This window comes from Vibrio sp. A37 (assembly GCF_059777565.1).
The window spans coordinates 455,065-472,084 of the sequence record NZ_JBLNLI010000001.1 but is presented as its reverse complement, the minus strand read 5'-3'; the positions used below and the strand labels follow the sequence as shown (position 1 = coordinate 472,084).

Sequence of the window (17,020 nt, the reverse complement as noted above, 5' to 3'; positions counted from 1 at the left end):
GAGTATCTGACCAATACATAATTGGTCAGATACCTTTCTCAGCAATATTAATAGGCAAGATGGTTCAAGGGAAATAGAAGGCAATGCCTTCCGTCACTTTATCACTTTGACACTATCACAAAGCCGCGATGCAGTTTGCTCTCACTATCCAGTCCTGTCGACATCGCCTTGTATAAGTCTTTCGTTTTTATCCAAGTTGGTGGATATTTGTATCTTGAAACATCCATCAACAAGAAGCTGTCATTTTTCTTGTTATACGCCGCCAATGGAGAGACGTGACCACACCCTTTTTCTCCTAGATAGGAACGACAAAAATTCACCAAGATAAAGCTATTTTTGCTCGAAACGTTTTTCTCAGCAATTTTTCTAAACTCAGATTCACTGACTTTATTACCATACTCTTTCGTGACATTCACATCATAAGTTGAAAGTGCATTGGCCATTTGGTCTAAAGTGGTTCCATGCATATTCACTTTGGTTGGAGTTATGTACTTCATCACTGCGGGCGTAAAAAAGTTATTCTGCGTGACTAAATCATACGGCTGATAAATGGCTGAAATAGGCTCTTTGACTTGCAGTGCATTCAACACCATGGCAGAACTGGCAACAGCACAATATGTTAGATTTTTCTGGGTAACAAAATATGGCATTAAATACCAAAAAGCAGTCTTGTGTTCACTCTGTTCAAAAAGCTGCTCCCCTTTTAGGGTGTTAATTGCGACTAAGTTGTCAGGCAACGGGAGCGGCTTTGCAAATGCGGAGATAGAAATTGCCCATAAAAATAATATACATACAGTTGTAAAACGCCTTGTCATCAGTTCCTCACTATTATTAACTAGCCAATTCACGATTCAACACATTAGGTGAACTTGCGTTGATTTTCTCGTGAGATTATTAAAGTCTGTTTTATATGTGTAAAATTAGACAAGTTAAATAAAAACTAATGATTTAACGAAAAAATCACAAAAATAAGAAACTTACAGCTGAATATGGCCCTGTTGAAAAGTTGACGCACTGGAGCCTGTGTATGAAACTTACCCGAAAATCAGGAGACCTTGTGTAACAGAGGTAGAGAAGGTATCGGGACAGGCACTGCTATGACTGCCCAGCCTCTTTAATTCGATGCAAACACAAAGCGCAAACTTCAATGTACTCTGCCAAGGGTGGAGTACTCATTGCCCATTTATTTCAAATTGATTAGCCTGCTTACTAGTACATACCTTCTATGTAACAATAGCGCTTTGAGTTCAATAGTCAGCGAATACGCAATGAAATTTAAAGCAGCTATCTTCGATATGGACGGTCTATTGCTTGACACCGAGCAAGTCTGCAAAACAGTATTTGAGCAAGCCTGCCAAGCTCTCAACCTTCCTTTTTCTGAATCCGTTTACTTGAGTATTATTGGATGCAACTCTAAGCGTTGTGAAGAAATCCTTACCAAATATTATGGCCCCAAGGATTATCTCGCGGTACATCTTGAATGGGAAAAACGCTATAACGCCATCGTGCTACATCAAGCTATTCCAGTAAAACAGGGGGTTTTTGAGCTTCTTGACTGGCTAAGTTCACACCAAATTCCCATCGCAGTCGCAACTTCAACTCAGCGTCAGATTGCGGAAACCAAGCTAAAACTGGCTGGGTTAGAGAAATATTTTGTCAGTTTAAGTACAGGGTGCGAAGTCACTCACGGAAAGCCGCATCCAGAAATTTATTTCTTATCCGCTGATAGATTAGGCGTCTCGGTGCAAGAGTGTTTAGCTTTCGAAGACTCAAATAACGGCATTAGAGCTGCTGTTGCGGCTAACACTATCGCGTATCAGATCCCAGACCTTGTTGAACCTACCCCAGATGTTATTGAGCTAGGGCATAAAATCAGACCATCTTTAACCGATGTGCTAACTGAGCTAAAGAATCGACACGATTAATTTTGCAAACACTGACTCTATAATCTGATTTCAACCACATTTTCTGACCGCAGATCACTGATGCGGTCATATCTACCTTGAATTACTTTTGTGATGAACATCCCAAATATAAAACCTTAACACTTGAAACATGCGATTAACATAACGATCTACATCACATTATACCGCACACATGCCTACTCTACTTGCATAGCACTCTGCCCTTTCTCTGCCTAGCTTTATCCGTAATACCTGCAAACTAACCATGGTTTTATTGAGTAAAATCAAGGCAATTTATCGACAATTAAAATCTTAGATCTCATTTGTGAGTGGTGAGCTTGCCAAATAATGTAAGGATAATGCGGCGGTTGTAACGATGTGTTTCGACGAATGTTTAATATGTAACAACATTCTTCTTTTTGCCGTGTGAATACTTACTTATTGACCATTCAATCAACATCACATCAATACACACACCCAATTGATAAACATTCTAATAACTAAAACTGGCTATCAAGACCGTATGTCTTGTTATCTAAACTAATTGAGAAAGTTAATGGAAGCTTCAAAAATAAAAAGCATCCTTTTAAAAGTAGTGGGACTGGGTATGGTTCTCTTGCTTTCCGGATGTAATTCTGCGCTGCTAAACCCAAAAGGTGCGGTCGGCGTTCAGGAAAAAGACCTTATCATTACTGCTCTGTTACTTATGTTAATTGTCGTTATACCTGTAATTTTAATGACAATTTGGTTCTCTTATAAGTATAGAGCTCGTAAAGATTCTGATGCTGAATACGCTCCTGAGTGGTCACACTCAACCAAAGTTGAAGTGGTGGTTTGGACAGTTCCACTCATCATCATTTTGATATTGGGTACGATCACATGGCGGTCAACTCACGCACTATCACCTTCAAAGCCCCTTGTTAGTGACGTTAAGCCGATGACGATCGAAGTCGTTTCTTTGGACTGGCAGTGGTTGTTTATATACCCTAAACAGCACATTGCGACTACGAACTACCTAGCCTTCCCGAAAGGCACACCTATCGAGTTTAAGATCACATCTGACAACATAATGAACTCGTTCTTCATCCCTCGCTTAGGTAGCCAGATCTACGCGATGCCGGGCATGGTGACACGATTGCACCTAATCGCAAACGAAGCAGGCGACTACAAAGGTATCGCAGCAAGCTTCAGCGGCAAAGGTTTCTCAGATATGAAGTTTACAGCACATGCACTAGCTGATCGTGCAACTTTCGATAACTGGGTGAAGAAAGTACAAGCAAGCCCTAAAACGCTTAGTGACTTTAATGCCTATCAAGAACTAGCGAAACCGACTATCAATGCGCCGATTACGTACTTCTCAAATGTACCGCCGTACTTATTCTCTGACATTGTGACCCAGTTCCCTGGCGCAATGAATATGAGCGCATCTGATAAAGCTTGCACGAACACTACCGAAGGATAATCTGATGTTTGGAAGATTGAGTCTACACGCAATCCCATACGACGTGCCAATTTTGGTGGGAACATTTATTGTTGTTGCCATTCTTGGTATTGCTTTACTCTCTTACGTAACTATTCAGCGTAAGTGGACTTATTTGTGGAAAGAATGGTTCACTACCGTCGACCACAAGAAAATTGGTTTCATGTACATAGCCGTCGCTATGGTCATGCTTATACGTGGTTTCTCCGATGCCATCATGATGCGCAGCCAACAGCTGTTGTCATCGGCTGGTGAAGCGGGTTACTTGCCACCACACCACTACGATCAAATCTTTACCGCTCACGGCGTTATCATGATTTTCTTCGTAGCAATGCCTCTTGTAATCGGTCTAATGAACATCGTTGTTCCTTTACAGATCGGTGCACGAGACGTGGCATTTCCATACCTGAATAACCTCAGTTTTTGGCTGTTCATTGTTGGTGTTATCTTGACCAACATGTCACTGTTTGTTGGTGAGTTTGGTCAAACAGGATGGTTGGCTTACCCTCCTCTATCGGGCATCAAAGCAAGCCCTGGAGTCGGGGTCGATTATTGGATATGGGCACTGCAGCTATCTGGTATTGGTACCACTCTGACAGGTGTTAACTTCTTCGTGACCATCCTACGCATGCGCACACCAAGTATGCCGCTGATGAAGATGCCAGTATTCACTTGGGCATCACTATGTGCAAACATCCTGATCATTATTTCATTCCCAATTTTGGCGGTAACCATTGCCCTATTGACGCTTGATCGTTATCTAGGCTTCCATTTCTTTACTAACGATATGGGCGGCAACATGATGATGTACATCAACTTAATTTGGGCATGGGGCCACCCAGAAGTATATATCCTGATACTTCCAGTATTTGGTGTGTTCTCGGAAGTGGTTGCGACCTTCTCACGTAAAAAGCTGTTTGGTTACGCATCTCTTGTTTGGGCAACAGTCGTTATCACCATCTTGGCATTCGTTGTATGGCTACACCACTTCTTCACAATGGGTGCAGGCGCAAACGTGAACGCCTTCTTCGGCATCGCCACCATGGTCATTGCCATACCGACCGGGGTTAAGATCTTTAACTGGCTATTCACCATGTATAAGGGTCGTATCTACTTCACGACTCCAATGATGTGGACAGTTGGCTTCCTAATCACCTTCACTATCGGTGGTATGACAGGCGTACTAATGGCGGTACCGGGTGCAGACTTCGTTCTTCACAACTCGTTATTCCTTATCGCTCACTTCCACAACGTAATTATCGGCGGTGTTGTATTCGGATGTTTTGCTGGTATCACTTACTGGTTCCCGAAAGCAACAGGCTTTACGCTTTGTGAAAAATGGGGCGCTCGTGCGTTCTACTGCTGGGTGATCGGTTTCTGTTTGGCTTTCTTACCACTATACGCACTTGGCTTTATGGGCATGACGCGTCGCTTGAGCCAAAACATCAACCCTGAATACTTCCCACTACTTGCTGTTGCAGCATTTGGTACGGCAGTTATTCTGGCAGGTATTCTTTGCCAAGCAATCCAGATCATCGTCAGTGTTCGCACTCGCGAGAGCCGCCGCGACCTTACCGGTGACCCGTGGGATGCTCGAACTCTTGAATGGTCGACATCATCTCCACCACCGTTCTATAACTTTGCCAAGATCCCTGAAGGCGGCGAAATCGACGCATTCTGGTATCAAAAACAACGCGGTGAGTTCAACCCAATGGAAGAGCAGGAATATGAACCAATTCATATGCCGAAAAACTCAAGCTCTGCCTTCTTTATCTCAGCACTTGCTTTGGTATTTGGTTTCGCAATGATTTGGTATATCTGGTGGTTAGCTGGCCTAAGTTTTGTTGGCATCATCTTTATGTGTATCAAGCACAGCTTCAACGAAGACATAGATTACTACGTACCTGTTGAAGAAATTAAACAGATAGAAGCCGAACGCAGAGAACAGCTGAAACAAGCTGAAGCTCTGAAAAAAGACAAAGACGATATGGAGGTGAGCTATGCAAACTAACGCTATGACTCACGCTCATGACCACGATCATGATCATCACGCTCAAGAGATCAAAAAGAACAAACTGTTTGGTTTCTGGATCTACTTGATGAGCGACTGCATATTGTTTGCGAGCCTATTCGCAACGTTTGCAGTACTTATGGATGCAACTGCCGGTGGTCCCACCGGCAAAGATATCTTCGAAATACCTTTTGTATTCGTAGAAACGATGTTGCTGCTGTTTAGTAGTATTACTTTTGGTTTTGCGATGATTTCGATGCGTCGTAAGCACATTGCTGGCCTGAAACTGTGGTTGATCGTGACCTTCCTACTAGGCGCTGGGTTCATCGGCATGGAACTGTACGAATTCCATCATTTGATTCTTGATGGCTATGGCCCTGAGCGTAGCGCGTTTCTTTCGGCGTTCTTTACCCTAGTTGGCACCCACGGTCTTCATGTTACTTTCGGTTTGATCTGGCTAGCAACATGTTACTTCCAGCTAAACAGCAAAGGCTTGAATGACATGATGGAAACACGCTTTAGCTGCCTAAGTTTGTTCTGGCACTTCCTTGATATCGTTTGGGTATGTGTCTTCACCATAGTTTACTTGTTGGGAGTAATGTAATGAGCAACGAAACCACCGAGTTAAGCGTTCAGGGATACGTAAAAGGTTTTATCGCATCACTGATTTTAACCATCATTCCGTTTTATTTTGTAGCGACAAAATCGCTGCCAACTCACATCACGTACATACTGATGTTTGGCTGCGCAATTATTCAGGTTCTCGTTCATTTCTACTACTTCTTGCACTTAGAAGCGAAGTCACAAGATGGACGCTGGAGTATTATATCGCTAGTGTTTACCGCGCTTGTGGTTCTGATCCTGATTGGTGGTTCAATCTGGATCATGGTGAACCTCAACGACAATATGATGATGTAGTAGAAGGTTCGCTATGCTGAAAAGCTATCTCTCCATCACCAAGCCAGGCATTATTGTTGGTAACTTGATCTCAGTTGCTGCGGGATTTTTTCTCGCAGCAAAATCAGAGTCGGCAAACACATCACTCCTGCTCTTCACCATGCTTGGTGTCGCATGTGTGGTTGCCTCTGGCTGTGTTGTGAACAACATCTTCGATAGAGATATCGATTACAAGATGGAAAGAACTCGCAAGCGTGCATTGGTACAAGGTGCGGTCAATATTGACCACGCCTTTATTTATGCATTGGTTCTACTGGTGATCGGCACTGCTGTGCTTTACCAGAAAGCCAACCCGCTTTCGACAGTGATCGTATTGCTAGGCTACGTGTTCTACGTGTTCTTCTATACCATGTGGTACAAGAGAACTTCGGTATACGGCACTTTGGTAGGCAGTGTTTCTGGTGCAGTTCCTCCTTTGGTTGGCTACCTTGCAGTTACCAACTACATAAGTTTGGAAGCAGTATTGTTATTTGCTCTATTCTGCTTATGGCAAATGCCTCACTCCTACGCCATTGCTATGTTCCGCATGCAAGATTACAAAGACGCTGGCATCCCGGTTCTTCCGGTAGAACAAGGCATCAAAAAAGCACATCAACATATGAAAGCGTACGTGACTGCTTTTAGTTTGGTCGCAATGGCACTGTTTGCTTTTGGCAGTGGTGGCTATGAATATTTGGCCGTTGCATCTCTCGTCTGTTTGTACTGGATGCGAGCCACTTTCAAACCCGTTACCGAAGAAAATTACATTCCTTGGGCTAAAAACGTATTTAAAATCTCACTGCTTGTCGTCATGGGCATCAGCGGTATTCTTGGATTAGAACTCGTCACTCTAGCCATATAAATCCACACAGTGCAGCACCTACACTTTTCGCTGCGCTGTTTTTTATTTTTTCTCATTTATTTTTTTCAACCACAGCAGAAATGTAAGTTGCTGTGATTAAGGTACATTCTCTGCTTTCCATCACATAAAGCTCAACCACAACTTGTCGTAAGGTTTAAGCAGTCTAGTATATCTAACTGTATTTTAAGCATTAAAGTACTAAGTCCATAAACCGTACTGGCGCAAGCTCAATATTGGACGAATTGTAAACTTATGCTTAATATCAAATATGGTCGGTTGCGTCCTTTACCCCAATTTGGGGGCAAGATAGACTGGCTTATAGCAACAAACGAGGCCCTCATTTGTTGACATCCCTAGAACGCTAACATTTATAAACAAATAGGAAGTTTTATGTCAGATATTGCATTTCAAATACAATTAGGGTTGATTCTACCTAAGCTTAGAAGCACTGTGAAAGATCAAATGTTAAGCATCAGTGAAGAACTAGGTACGATAGTTCAAGCAGGTAATGTTGAAGGTGGTGACGTTGATCTCGCTGCTGTAAAAGAAGTCCTAATGAAATCTATCGAGACTTTTGTCGATCAAGATATTGTGCCAGCTTTAGAAGCGAAGCTTAATCCACCAGCTGAAGAGCCAGTCGCTGAAGCATCGGAAGAAGCCGCTGAAGAAGAGCCAGCCGAAGAAGAAGCGTAATTTACCGATCAATTACGATATTGAGAAAAGAGCGAATTTTCGCTCTTTTGTTTTATTTGCTATATTTTCGTTTCTGCCCAACTAGCCCGCCCAAAAATGTCACTAATCACTATTTCTCTACCTTCGTTAATACATCGTATCGGTGGGGAAAATACTAAAACAGCCAAGAACATTGCTCAAAGCTACCATTGTCAGCTAAAAAGAGTTCGACGTTCACGCAATTGGCAATTAACTGGCGACAGCGCAAACATATTAGAATTTGCCACTAAACTGGTGATGGAAGATGGAGAATGCTACGACTACCTCATCAAAAAAATCAAAAGCAACAAAGATGTTACTCTCAGCCAAAGACAAACTATGCAAAGTAAGCTTGAGTTCTTAATCAGACAAAACCCAAGCATTACATTGGCAGAACTAGTTGAGCAAACTGGCTGCACTCTCGCTCAAGCAAGAACCGCGCGCTTTGAAATGGACTCTCTATAATTAACCTGAAAATGAGTTCTTGACCCGTCTATAAGTGTCGGCTTGATAATCACCCTGTCTACAAAAGAGGTAGTGAGCAATGTTGACGATATCCCAGCTATCCAAACAATTTGGCTTATCTAGAACCACCATTTTGTACTATGAACGAGAAGGATTACTGCGCCCTAGTCACCGCTCAGAAAATGGTTATCGTTGGTATGGAAAAGCTGAGATAAACACGCTAGAAACGATCGTATCCTATCGCTCGTATGGTATGTCAGTCAACGATATCGCTGCCCTACTTTCTGGAGACAACCGGCTCTCGCAAGTAAAGCTTTTGAAGCGGCATTTCAACAAGCTAGAAAGTGAGATAACCAAACTTAGATATCAGCAAAAAGCGATTATCGCGATGCTGCAAGACAGTGAACAATTGGAGGACACTATGGTAACAAAACAACGTTGGGTAGAAATCATGCAAGCCGCGGGCTTTACACAGGCCGATATGATCAAATGGCACCAAAAGTTCGAAGAGATGGAGCCAGAAGAACATCAAGCTTTTCTTGAATCCTTGGGTATTGAGCAGGAAGAGATCAAAAAGATTCGAGCAATGTAGTTAAGTGCTCAGGTAAGCAAATTTAGGCGAGCCTGAGCTTATAAATATTGCATTAATAAAATATTCTATGCCACAGTGCGGTTTACAAATGCTTTAGATATGTAAAAAACTCACTGTCTTTCTTATAGTCATTTTTCTCGTATAGTTGCTGAGCTTTTAAGTTATCCACTGCTGTACTCAACATAATAAAGGATGCATCCGTCTCTTTTGCAAGTCTCTCCGCTTGATCCAATAGCAATTGAGCCACACCTTTTCTGCGAACAGACTGCGTAACGAATAAGTCATAAAGTAGCCATGTTTTTCTCATTTCCAAAGAGCAAAAAAGTGGGTACAACTGCATAAAACCTACGAACTTACCTTGTTCAGTTTTTACGCAATAAATCTCCGACTCTTGTTTTAGCAACCTATCCATCAAGTATTTATCTGGATTTTTCTTTTGATAATCAACTTTATAAAAATCTAAATATTCCTTAAACAAGCTCGAAACTTTATCTAAATCATCCATTGTCGCCTTATAAACACTCAACATCATTTTCTCCGGACGAGGTATTCAAACCGTTCAATGTAGCCCACCAAAGCCAGCAGTGGATAGACACAAATCAATGATGAGCAATATTCTGTCCAGCCCAGTTGCAGCGAAGCAACTATGTTCCTAAGCTTTAAAAAATTGGATAACAAGGACAGATATGTTTGTAGAATTGTTAAGCGAACCCGATAAGGAATTACTCATTGAACTGATCGTTGAAATGGTTCTTATTGATGGCAAGGTAAGTGACAAAGAAATCGGTATCCTGCACAAATACAATACCTCCTTCGATATTACCTCGAAATTAAAAGAACGAAGGGAAATTAAAAAATCACTCTCAGAATTGAGGGGCAAAGATCAAGAGACAAAGAAAATCATTTATGCCGAATTGTGCAAAATCATGGCCATTGATGGTATCGAGAAGGTCGAGTTAAAGTACCTAGGTGAAATAAAAAATGCTTGTGATATTACCAACGAAAAAAGCAAAAAAATCCTTAAGTTAGTCGAAAAAATGATCTCCCTTGAGAAAATGTTTCGTCAGATATGACACCGGAGATAATGAAATTAATCGATTTAAAGCCGTAAGTTGACTTAACCATTGAGGCAAGTTGGTATAGTCATCGCCAAAATATATAGAAAAATTGGGAAATGATGACTTTCAATCAAAAAAGTAGCTTGAACACTAAGTTCAAGGTCTTTCAATACAATCCAAACAGATTAATGGATTTAAGCGATGTTTACGCAGAAGTTTTTTCATTACCACCTTGGAACGAAAGTTGGAGTAGATCGAGTGCCCTAGCTCGCATCAGACAGCTAACGACTATGGAAGGTGGATTTGGGCTGGTTGTTACAGCAGATGACCAAGTCGTTGGCGGATTACTAGGATACGCATATCCCGATCAGCAGTCTTATACTTATGAAATTCGCGATCTCTTTGTTCTAAAAAATTACAGTGGCTTAGGTATTGGAAAAATGCTGATAACAGAGCTAGAAACTTACGGCAACGAACACGAAATAACTAAAATTGTATTGCAGACAGGCAAACATATTGATGCTTTTAGTTTTTATCAACGATGCAAATTCACCTACCTTGACCACGCTGCAATTATGACGAAATCAATATAATATAAATCAACCTAAACATAGACTTATCACATCGTTGCAGTCATTCAAAAAGCCTAGCTTCTGCTAGGCTTTTTTTGTTGTTTAGAAGAAGGATAACAACCAATAATGTACTGGGTTATCTACACATTGATAAGGTCCACATTCAGCAAACGTTGATATTAAGTTCAATGCAACGATCACAATGGCAATAATACATACTACTGCCCTTTTCCTCTAGAGTATTCTTATGGCGTCCTGTCCATTTCCTTTCTGGCATATTCATATGATTTGATAACAATTCCATCTACAGCGTAGTCTGACAGTAGGTTAGAGAACTAACCTACTAACTTATTTAAATTTAAGGAAAAAAAGACTATGAGTGATTCAATGAATTACGGATTATTAGCGACAAATAGGCAATCAAATAGGCAACGCTACACCACAGTTACCAATGAAATAGAGTTTATGTCGGTTAACTGGGAGGAAGTGGAAGATCATTATAGCTACCAGACTGTCGACAAATATAACACTCGAACTAACTATATTTACGAGGTTGGTACTATAGGTGCAATGATAAATTCTCGCTGTCCTGCACTTCCAGTGGGGCAACAAATTGTAAATACATTAACCACTTGCGTTGGTCCCCTAGGTATCGTAACTGGTACCGTTGGAACTGGGGTCAGTATTTTAAAATATCGAGAAAACAATAAACTCATGAAGGGGGTGAAAACCATAAATCTTGGCTCACTATCAAAAGGAATCTTGACTGGTTTGGATACTAACCGACAAAATCTCTTGACTGATATAGACGTGGGTCTCACTGGTACCGCAGTAACCGCTATTACAACAGGTGTCGCGCTAGCTGGAGTAGCCATTGCCACACCCATTGGTTGGGCAATTTTTTCTGGTTTAGCCGTGTTTACGAGCATCTTCCTAATTCGAAGAATTTATAAAAGTAGAGCACACAACTCAACCAAGCAAAAATACCTCAATATCATGTCTAATCCAGAAAGATCGATAATGGAAAATCGCAAAGCGATCCAAAAAAAAATAAACGAATATAGTCAAAAGTTGAAGCAGTTGGATCAGCGGACACTCCAAAATAACCCCTACTATAAATATTATAATGACAAATTGAATCACTATAAGACCCTAAAATTACATGTCGGTAACTCACGCGATCAAGCCACCTTAAGAAATACAGCCTTAAAAGCACAGGAAGTATTAACCTCTATGAGTGGGAAAATCGCCATATATGTACTTGTAAATAATTTACACGGTTGTAATACGACTCATGGACGTGAAGCGGCAGAACTAGTAAAAATACTCTTTGCTTCCAAAATCTATTCTGGGAAAAATATCAAAAAACAATTTCAAAAGTTTAAAACTACGGAAAAAGCTTCGGAGCGATATGAAATACTCGTGGAGGTCGCTGGAATTGGGGACGATTTTGGAACTCCTAGCAGTAAAGGAAAATACATGACCGAATTTAAAAACGCACGAGAAAAATTAGGCTTTAAGGATGCTATTTTGGCAGAAGAAAAGGCGACACGCTCCAACTCCAAAGACCAATCTACTTTATCTAAAATACAAGTTGGGGCCGAATTCGCCTACTCTTTACTGCAACCAATTTGCTTCGCTCCACTAGAAAACTATTTGAGTTAATGAAATTATCACTATCGAGAGGGATCTCGATGTGAAGATGGTTACCATCCAAACGATTAATCAAAATCTCAGGATTAGCCTTCGTGGTGAGTCAAACGAGCACCAGCATTCATTAACCCTTTCACGTCGTCTGGGTTGTATAGCTTACACGTATCTAATGACAAGCATCCGCAATTTATGCAACTACCTAATTGAGTTTGAAGTGCTTTTAGCGTTTCTATTTTATCTTCAATTTTCTGATTCCAGCTTTCGGCCATGATTTCCCATTCCCGCCTTTTTGGAGCTTGGTTTTTAGGTAAATGCTTGAGTGCCCCGGCAATCTCTTTTAGCGTCATCCCTACATTTTGCGCAGCTTTAATAACCGCAATACGACGTAATACCTGCTTTTGATATCGGCGCTGATTACCAGAATTTCTTGTGCTATATATCAGCCCTTTTTCCTCGTAAAAATGCAGTGTCGCCACCGTAATGCCCGCCCTTTTGGCAACTTGACCTACACTCAAGTCCATTACTTTTCTCCCACTTTACGCAAATAGCCTTGACCTCAAGTTAACATGAGGAATTAGTCTTGACTATCATTACTTCAATAACAAAGCGAAATAGTCTATGTTCCGGTACAGTTCAATGATCGATAAGTCCATCCCCTATATATCAGGCCGCTTCTTTGATGGAATAAGTTCTGGGCTTTTTATGATGGCACTACCTTGGTTGCTCCTTGCGCAGGGAGGGATGGGCACGTTTGTCGCAATACTATCGTTGGCTTGTACTCTCGCTTCTTTTTTGCTTACTCCTTGGTATTCAGCTTTTATCGACAAACATTCTCGAAAAACGATTTTGGTGAATATACAAATCTTGCAGGCTTTCGCTGCAGGTTGCCTCGCTCTCGTATATTTTTTAGGTATAACGTCAAACCTTATTCTCGCGGTCACGCTATTGGTTTACTGGGTATCCAGTAATATGGCTTGGAGTACAAACAATGCTTTTACTCAGGAAAACTATCAACAATCCGAATACGCTAAAATCTCTAGTTATCAGGAAATCGTGCTTCAGGTTACCACTTTAGGTTCAGGGGCATTGGGTGTGGTTCTATTAGAGGCTTGGGGTGTAGTTCAGTTCTCTGTTCTAGCCTTTGTTTGTGGTATTTTAGGCGCTATCAGCTACTCATTGACGCCATATACCCGCAAAGTTTCGACAATTTCAGTAAAGACCTCATTAGCCAATCAGCTCAGAGAAAGTAGAAAAATCATCCAAGCGAACCCTTCTGCTTATCAAATAATCCTACTCTCTTGTTTAGCTTATCCTGTGCTCACTTACCTAAGTAAACTGGTCCCTATTTGGTTTTCTGAGCTATCAATTTCAGGAAGCTGGTTTGCTGGCTACAACATCGCTTTTGGCTTTGGCTCACTACTGACTGGTATCATTGTTGTGAAGCTACTCAATACTTTCTCTCACATTAACCTTATGCAGTATTCGACTGGTATCTTGGCGACTTTGCTACTGGTTATTGGTATTTTCCCCACCCCTATCGTAATCGTCAGTCTCATTTTTATTTACGGAATATTTAATGCGCTCAATAGAATCGCACGCACAAATTGGATGCATCATATTGTGCCACTGGAACATCGTGGAAGGGCTGATGGAGTAATATCGATGTTCTCTACTATGATGCAGAGCTTGAGCTACGTGCTTATTGCTATGTTGGCACACTGGGAGCAAGTTCAACTTGGATTCTATATTGTCAGCGGAGTTTTAATCTTCGCCGCGTTATCAATGATGGTTATTGCTAGAAAACTCAACTTAGACTCTCAATGGCAAGCGCTGAACACTTAGCTATTTTCTGCTTGGTTTCAATTATCAACTATATTCCGAATACTTTTCGGTAAAATATTCTATGCTTAGAAGTAAGTATCAGTAATTCGTAGGTTTTTTACTCTAAGGAAAGCGATAGGCGATGTTTGGACACAAGTTGAAAATAAAAAAGATAACATTAATTTTTTCATTATTTGTGTTGAGTGCAACTGCTTACGCACAAGAGCCTCAAGAATTGAAAGTGGGATATTTTGTCTATCCTCCACACGTCTTTTATTCAGAAGCTCAGGATGAGCCTTATGGCCCTCTTATTACTTTCTTTACCGATTACTTCGCCAAAAATATGGGCGTAAATGTGACTTGGCAAAAAATGACTAACAAGCGAGCTGAATTCCATTTGAAAGACTGCAAAATTGATATGTTCATTTTAAAAGGTTGGTCTAAAGATAGAATGAAAAGAATGGTTTATCCGGAACACCCATTCCACCATGTTGTTCCTTCGCTACTCGTCAAGAAAGAATTTCCGGTCGATGAGATTCGTGGCTCAGAAGATTTATACGATCAAGTCGTTGGATGGACAGCCGGCCTGCCTCCTTCCGCCATTAAACCTTTTTGGAATCACCCGAGAATAAGGCTCATCCTGACACCTCAAGCCGATTTTTATTCCGCCAATATGAAGATGTTTAACCGAGGACGGCTAACAGGCGTAGCCAGCAGCAACAGAGAGTCACTGTTTTATATGGCCCAAAAAATGGGCTTGCTTGATTCGATAAAAATTATCCCACTTCCCCAAGAACCGAGGCAAATCTACAACGCGTTTAGCAAATGCTCGCTACAGCATTTAGAGAACTACAACAAAGTCTCAAATGTACTGATTGAAAACCAATTCAATGGCCAGCCTATCGCTGATTTTTATTTGCAATATATGCAGCAAAAGATACTTGAGTTTGAAGAGCGTAAGTAAATGTTATGAACTACCTAGGCAAAAGAGTGCTTCATTGACCTACTTACCCACTCAAACGATTGAAATTGCTATTCACCAAAGTGATCTTTGGGTTTCTAAGGTGTATAAGTTCACAGCTGATGTTTTATGAGATTAAAGGGTATCTATATGATAAATAGAATATGGAGCGCTACTACTATTTAGCGCTCCAGTAATAATCTAACTATTGGCATTCATGTTTAACGATATTTACGGTGTCAGTTCCCGAGAACGGATTCGCATTGAGTAATTGACCAGTTACTTCAGCAGAAGTCGAAGTGCCATCTAAACTGGACAAGTCAATCGTGACATAGTGACAAACTAGATCATTGTAACCATCTCCATTGACATCTTCTACGCTGCAAAGCTGCTTGTCTTTTTTACCAACCATTTTTACACCAGCATCCGCCAAAGATAACGTATTCGTGTCTACGTCATAAACATCAAATGAATCTGAGCCGAGTATCGCTACTGGTACTGAGCCATTTGAGCATAAATTAATGCTGTTCGGATCGCTGCCTGGTTTAATATCGATATCGACAACAAGGCTTCCAACTGCTGCACAACTATTCGCAATAGTGGTATAGACACCGTCTGTTTTAGCGAACACGTTAGGGCTTGGGAACACGTTAATACTTGCAACATTTCCCGCAGCGTTGATCCCTAGCAATGGGACACCTTCAGTATCACTTGCGACCAGTGTAGCCGCCGCATCAAGAGATACCGAAGCGTAGTTAAAATTTCCGCCGTAGGTGAAGTCCGTGACACTATCTAACATAGGGTGCGAGGTATCAGCGGTTGTAAAATCCAAACTACGTGGAAAACTGAACAAACGATCGTTAGCGGGATTGACAAATGGGCTGTAGCCAGAGGACATAATTCCGCCTTGCATTTCCCAAATGTTAACTGTGTTGGAGTAAGCGTAGGTTAATAGTATTACCCCACCTCCGGCATCAACGTATTCTTTCAGTCGGTTACCATGAGCTACCGCCGATGGTGGTGTAAAGTTAGTATAATTGTATACACAATCATAGGCTTGCAAGGAAGCAAGCTCTGGTACTATCCCCGTCATTCTTAATACATCGATGTCTGCCCCTCCAAATTGCCCAGTTGCAACTAACGCGTTCTTCAAACTTGTTGCGTTACCGGACGAATCAGAGTGCAGAATCAAGGCTTTCTTGCCCAATGAAATTTGACTAGTTGTGATATCCTCAGAGTAAACTGGCGCTAGCTCAGGAGCTCCTTCTGTCGCAGATTGCAATTCATTTGCCATTAATGAGCCAGACAGAAACATACTTCCAATGAAACCAGCCACAGGTGTGAACTTGTTCATATGTCACCTATATTTATATCCCTATTGCCCCAAAAATCTCAAAATAATAAGAGACTGATTGGGTATAAGTGTTAAAATCCTAATGAGTAGAATTTGTTTATATTCCTTCACAGCGAAGCAACTAACTCCAGCCCAAATTTAAGCAATACCTTTCCTAGGAACCTATTTGGCTCCTACAATCTATTTAGATATATTTTTCATCATTGAAATATAATGAAAAATTAAATATTTAAACCGTTCAGAAATATTGCGAGAAAGTAGACGGAAGTTTATTTTTTCGTTTTTATTTCTGTGAATCCATTTTAAGTTAGCAGACAACGACACACTATCAATCTCACTTTTGAGACACCCCGTACGCCGGTTGAAGTTAGAGAAAAATGTGATGGCTAACATGGTGTATGGCATATGATTTATTATTCATTTTCAGAAAAAATATTTTTCATGCTTTTTGCTCGTTGTACGGAAGGTTTAAACGGGGAAATTTAATGACCAACTTTCTTGGAAATTAAGGTATGACAGAATCGTTTGGTGATCACAATCATGACGATAAACCTGTTAATCCACTTTTATATAAAACCAAATTAGAGTTTCTGATTAATTTAGAAGATTACGGATAACTATTTTCACTGAAAACAACCAC

Annotated in this window: 18 protein-coding genes; 14 read left to right on the top strand and 4 right to left on the bottom strand. The window is 41.0% G+C overall.

Going from position 1 to position 17,020, the window contains the following annotated elements:
* Positions 1–101 precede the first annotated feature (101 nt).
* Positions 102–815 (bottom strand): phytochelatin synthase family protein, encoded by a 714-nt coding sequence (locus ACM2FC_RS02015; protein ID WP_498479151.1) that lies wholly within the window; start codon positions 813–815, stop codon positions 102–104.
* Positions 816–1,268: 453 nt separating this feature from the next.
* Between ACM2FC_RS02015 and ACM2FC_RS02010 the strand changes: the two genes are divergently transcribed.
* The 9 genes from ACM2FC_RS02010 (at position 1,269) to ACM2FC_RS01970 (ending at position 8,961) form a co-directional block, all read left to right on the top strand.
* Positions 1,269–1,925 carry an HAD family hydrolase gene (locus ACM2FC_RS02010; protein ID WP_498479150.1) on the top strand — a complete coding sequence of 219 codons (657 nt, stop codon included), beginning with the start codon at positions 1,269–1,271 and terminating at the stop codon, positions 1,923–1,925.
* Positions 1,926–2,460: 535 nt separating this feature from the next.
* Complete coding sequence (gene cyoA / locus ACM2FC_RS02005) at positions 2,461–3,366, top strand: ubiquinol oxidase subunit II (protein ID WP_498479149.1); 906 nt, start codon at positions 2,461–2,463, stop codon at positions 3,364–3,366.
* Positions 3,367–3,370: 4 nt separating this feature from the next.
* Positions 3,371–5,395, top strand: a complete 2,025-nt coding sequence (gene cyoB / locus ACM2FC_RS02000; protein WP_498479148.1) for a cytochrome o ubiquinol oxidase subunit I — start codon at positions 3,371–3,373, stop codon at positions 5,393–5,395.
* Complete coding sequence (cyoC, locus tag ACM2FC_RS01995; RefSeq protein WP_498479147.1) at positions 5,385–5,999, top strand: cytochrome o ubiquinol oxidase subunit III; 615 nt, start codon at positions 5,385–5,387, stop codon at positions 5,997–5,999. Before cyoB ends, cyoC begins: the two co-directional genes overlap by 11 nt.
* Positions 5,999–6,313, top strand: coding sequence for a cytochrome o ubiquinol oxidase subunit IV (gene cyoD / locus ACM2FC_RS01990; protein ID WP_498479146.1), 315 nt, complete (start codon positions 5,999–6,001; stop codon positions 6,311–6,313). The genes cyoC and cyoD overlap by 1 nt, the downstream gene beginning before the upstream one ends.
* Positions 6,314–6,326: 13 nt before the next feature.
* Positions 6,327–7,193 carry a heme o synthase gene (cyoE, locus tag ACM2FC_RS01985; protein WP_498479145.1) on the top strand — a complete coding sequence of 289 codons (867 nt, stop codon included), beginning with the start codon at positions 6,327–6,329 and terminating at the stop codon, positions 7,191–7,193.
* A 390-nt stretch (positions 7,194–7,583) separates the two neighbouring features.
* Positions 7,584–7,886 carry a hypothetical protein gene (locus tag ACM2FC_RS01980; RefSeq protein ID WP_498479144.1) on the top strand — a complete coding sequence of 101 codons (303 nt, stop codon included), beginning with the start codon at positions 7,584–7,586 and terminating at the stop codon, positions 7,884–7,886.
* 96 nt (positions 7,887–7,982) lie between these two features.
* On the top strand, positions 7,983–8,369 hold the full coding sequence (locus ACM2FC_RS01975) for a ribosome recycling factor family protein (RefSeq protein ID WP_498479143.1): 387 nt from the start codon (positions 7,983–7,985) through the stop codon (positions 8,367–8,369).
* A 79-nt stretch (positions 8,370–8,448) separates the two neighbouring features.
* Complete coding sequence (locus ACM2FC_RS01970) at positions 8,449–8,961, top strand: MerR family transcriptional regulator (protein ID WP_498479142.1); 513 nt, start codon at positions 8,449–8,451, stop codon at positions 8,959–8,961.
* Positions 8,962–9,043: 82 nt separating this feature from the next.
* Here the strand turns inward: ACM2FC_RS01970 and ACM2FC_RS01965 are convergent, their stop codons facing one another.
* Positions 9,044–9,490 carry a GNAT family N-acetyltransferase gene (locus ACM2FC_RS01965; RefSeq protein WP_498479141.1) on the bottom strand — a complete coding sequence of 149 codons (447 nt, stop codon included), beginning with the start codon at positions 9,488–9,490 and terminating at the stop codon, positions 9,044–9,046.
* A gap of 157 nt (positions 9,491–9,647) precedes the next feature.
* Here ACM2FC_RS01965 and ACM2FC_RS01960 point away from each other — a divergent pair, with 157 nt between their 5' ends.
* The 3 genes from ACM2FC_RS01960 to ACM2FC_RS01950 all read left to right on the top strand — a co-directional run bounded on the left by ACM2FC_RS01960 (position 9,648) and on the right by ACM2FC_RS01950 (position 12,256).
* The gene (locus tag ACM2FC_RS01960; protein WP_498479140.1) at positions 9,648–10,034 is read left to right on the top strand and encodes a hypothetical protein; all 387 of its coding nucleotides are present in this window, start codon (positions 9,648–9,650) and stop codon (positions 10,032–10,034) included.
* A gap of 173 nt (positions 10,035–10,207) precedes the next feature.
* On the top strand, positions 10,208–10,612 hold the full coding sequence (locus ACM2FC_RS01955) for a GNAT family N-acetyltransferase (protein WP_498479139.1): 405 nt from the start codon (positions 10,208–10,210) through the stop codon (positions 10,610–10,612).
* Between the two features lie 354 nt (positions 10,613–10,966).
* Complete coding sequence (locus ACM2FC_RS01950; protein WP_498479138.1) at positions 10,967–12,256, top strand: hypothetical protein; 1,290 nt, start codon at positions 10,967–10,969, stop codon at positions 12,254–12,256.
* Positions 12,257–12,330: 74 nt separating this feature from the next.
* Here ACM2FC_RS01950 and soxR read toward each other — a convergent pair whose 3' ends face one another.
* Positions 12,331–12,765, bottom strand: coding sequence for a redox-sensitive transcriptional activator SoxR (gene soxR, locus ACM2FC_RS01945; RefSeq protein ID WP_498479137.1), 435 nt, complete (start codon positions 12,763–12,765; stop codon positions 12,331–12,333).
* Positions 12,766–12,880: 115 nt separating this feature from the next.
* Here soxR and ACM2FC_RS01940 point away from each other — a divergent pair, with 115 nt between their 5' ends.
* Both ACM2FC_RS01940 and ACM2FC_RS01935 read left to right on the top strand, forming a co-directional pair.
* Positions 12,881–14,086: an MFS transporter gene (locus ACM2FC_RS01940; RefSeq protein WP_498479136.1), complete on the top strand. Its 1,206-nt coding sequence runs from the start codon at positions 12,881–12,883 to the stop codon at positions 14,084–14,086.
* A 121-nt stretch (positions 14,087–14,207) separates the two neighbouring features.
* Complete coding sequence (locus ACM2FC_RS01935; RefSeq protein ID WP_498479135.1) at positions 14,208–15,029, top strand: transporter substrate-binding domain-containing protein; 822 nt, start codon at positions 14,208–14,210, stop codon at positions 15,027–15,029.
* A 202-nt stretch (positions 15,030–15,231) separates the two neighbouring features.
* Here the strand turns inward: ACM2FC_RS01935 and ACM2FC_RS01930 are convergent, their stop codons facing one another.
* Positions 15,232–16,380 (bottom strand): hypothetical protein, encoded by a 1,149-nt coding sequence (locus tag ACM2FC_RS01930; RefSeq protein WP_498479134.1) that lies wholly within the window; start codon positions 16,378–16,380, stop codon positions 15,232–15,234.
* Between the last annotated feature and the right edge of the window lie 640 nt (positions 16,381–17,020).

Bases quoted from the DNA above. Each gene is read 5' to 3' on its own strand.
- ACM2FC_RS02015 (WP_498479151.1), bottom strand. From the start codon at position 815: ATGACAAGGCGTTTTACAACTGTATGTATATTATTTTTATGGGCAATT.
- ACM2FC_RS02010 (WP_498479150.1), top strand. From the start codon at position 1,269: ATGAAATTTAAAGCAGCTATCTTCGATATGGACGGTCTATTGCTTGAC.
- cyoA (WP_498479149.1), top strand. From the start codon at position 2,461: ATGGAAGCTTCAAAAATAAAAAGCATCCTTTTAAAAGTAGTGGGACTG.
- cyoB (WP_498479148.1), top strand. From the start codon at position 3,371: ATGTTTGGAAGATTGAGTCTACACGCAATCCCATACGACGTGCCAATT.
- cyoC (WP_498479147.1), top strand. From the start codon at position 5,385: ATGCAAACTAACGCTATGACTCACGCTCATGACCACGATCATGATCAT.
- cyoD (WP_498479146.1), top strand. From the start codon at position 5,999: ATGAGCAACGAAACCACCGAGTTAAGCGTTCAGGGATACGTAAAAGGT.
- cyoE (WP_498479145.1), top strand. From the start codon at position 6,327: ATGCTGAAAAGCTATCTCTCCATCACCAAGCCAGGCATTATTGTTGGT.
- ACM2FC_RS01980 (WP_498479144.1), top strand. From the start codon at position 7,584: ATGTCAGATATTGCATTTCAAATACAATTAGGGTTGATTCTACCTAAG.
- ACM2FC_RS01975 (WP_498479143.1), top strand. From the start codon at position 7,983: ATGTCACTAATCACTATTTCTCTACCTTCGTTAATACATCGTATCGGT.
- ACM2FC_RS01970 (WP_498479142.1), top strand. From the start codon at position 8,449: ATGTTGACGATATCCCAGCTATCCAAACAATTTGGCTTATCTAGAACC.
- ACM2FC_RS01965 (WP_498479141.1), bottom strand. From the start codon at position 9,490: ATGTTGAGTGTTTATAAGGCGACAATGGATGATTTAGATAAAGTTTCG.
- ACM2FC_RS01960 (WP_498479140.1), top strand. From the start codon at position 9,648: ATGTTTGTAGAATTGTTAAGCGAACCCGATAAGGAATTACTCATTGAA.
- ACM2FC_RS01955 (WP_498479139.1), top strand. From the start codon at position 10,208: ATGGATTTAAGCGATGTTTACGCAGAAGTTTTTTCATTACCACCTTGG.
- ACM2FC_RS01950 (WP_498479138.1), top strand. From the start codon at position 10,967: ATGAGTGATTCAATGAATTACGGATTATTAGCGACAAATAGGCAATCA.
- soxR (WP_498479137.1), bottom strand. From the start codon at position 12,765: ATGGACTTGAGTGTAGGTCAAGTTGCCAAAAGGGCGGGCATTACGGTG.
- ACM2FC_RS01940 (WP_498479136.1), top strand. From the start codon at position 12,881: ATGATCGATAAGTCCATCCCCTATATATCAGGCCGCTTCTTTGATGGA.
- ACM2FC_RS01935 (WP_498479135.1), top strand. From the start codon at position 14,208: ATGTTTGGACACAAGTTGAAAATAAAAAAGATAACATTAATTTTTTCA.
- ACM2FC_RS01930 (WP_498479134.1), bottom strand. From the start codon at position 16,380: ATGAACAAGTTCACACCTGTGGCTGGTTTCATTGGAAGTATGTTTCTG.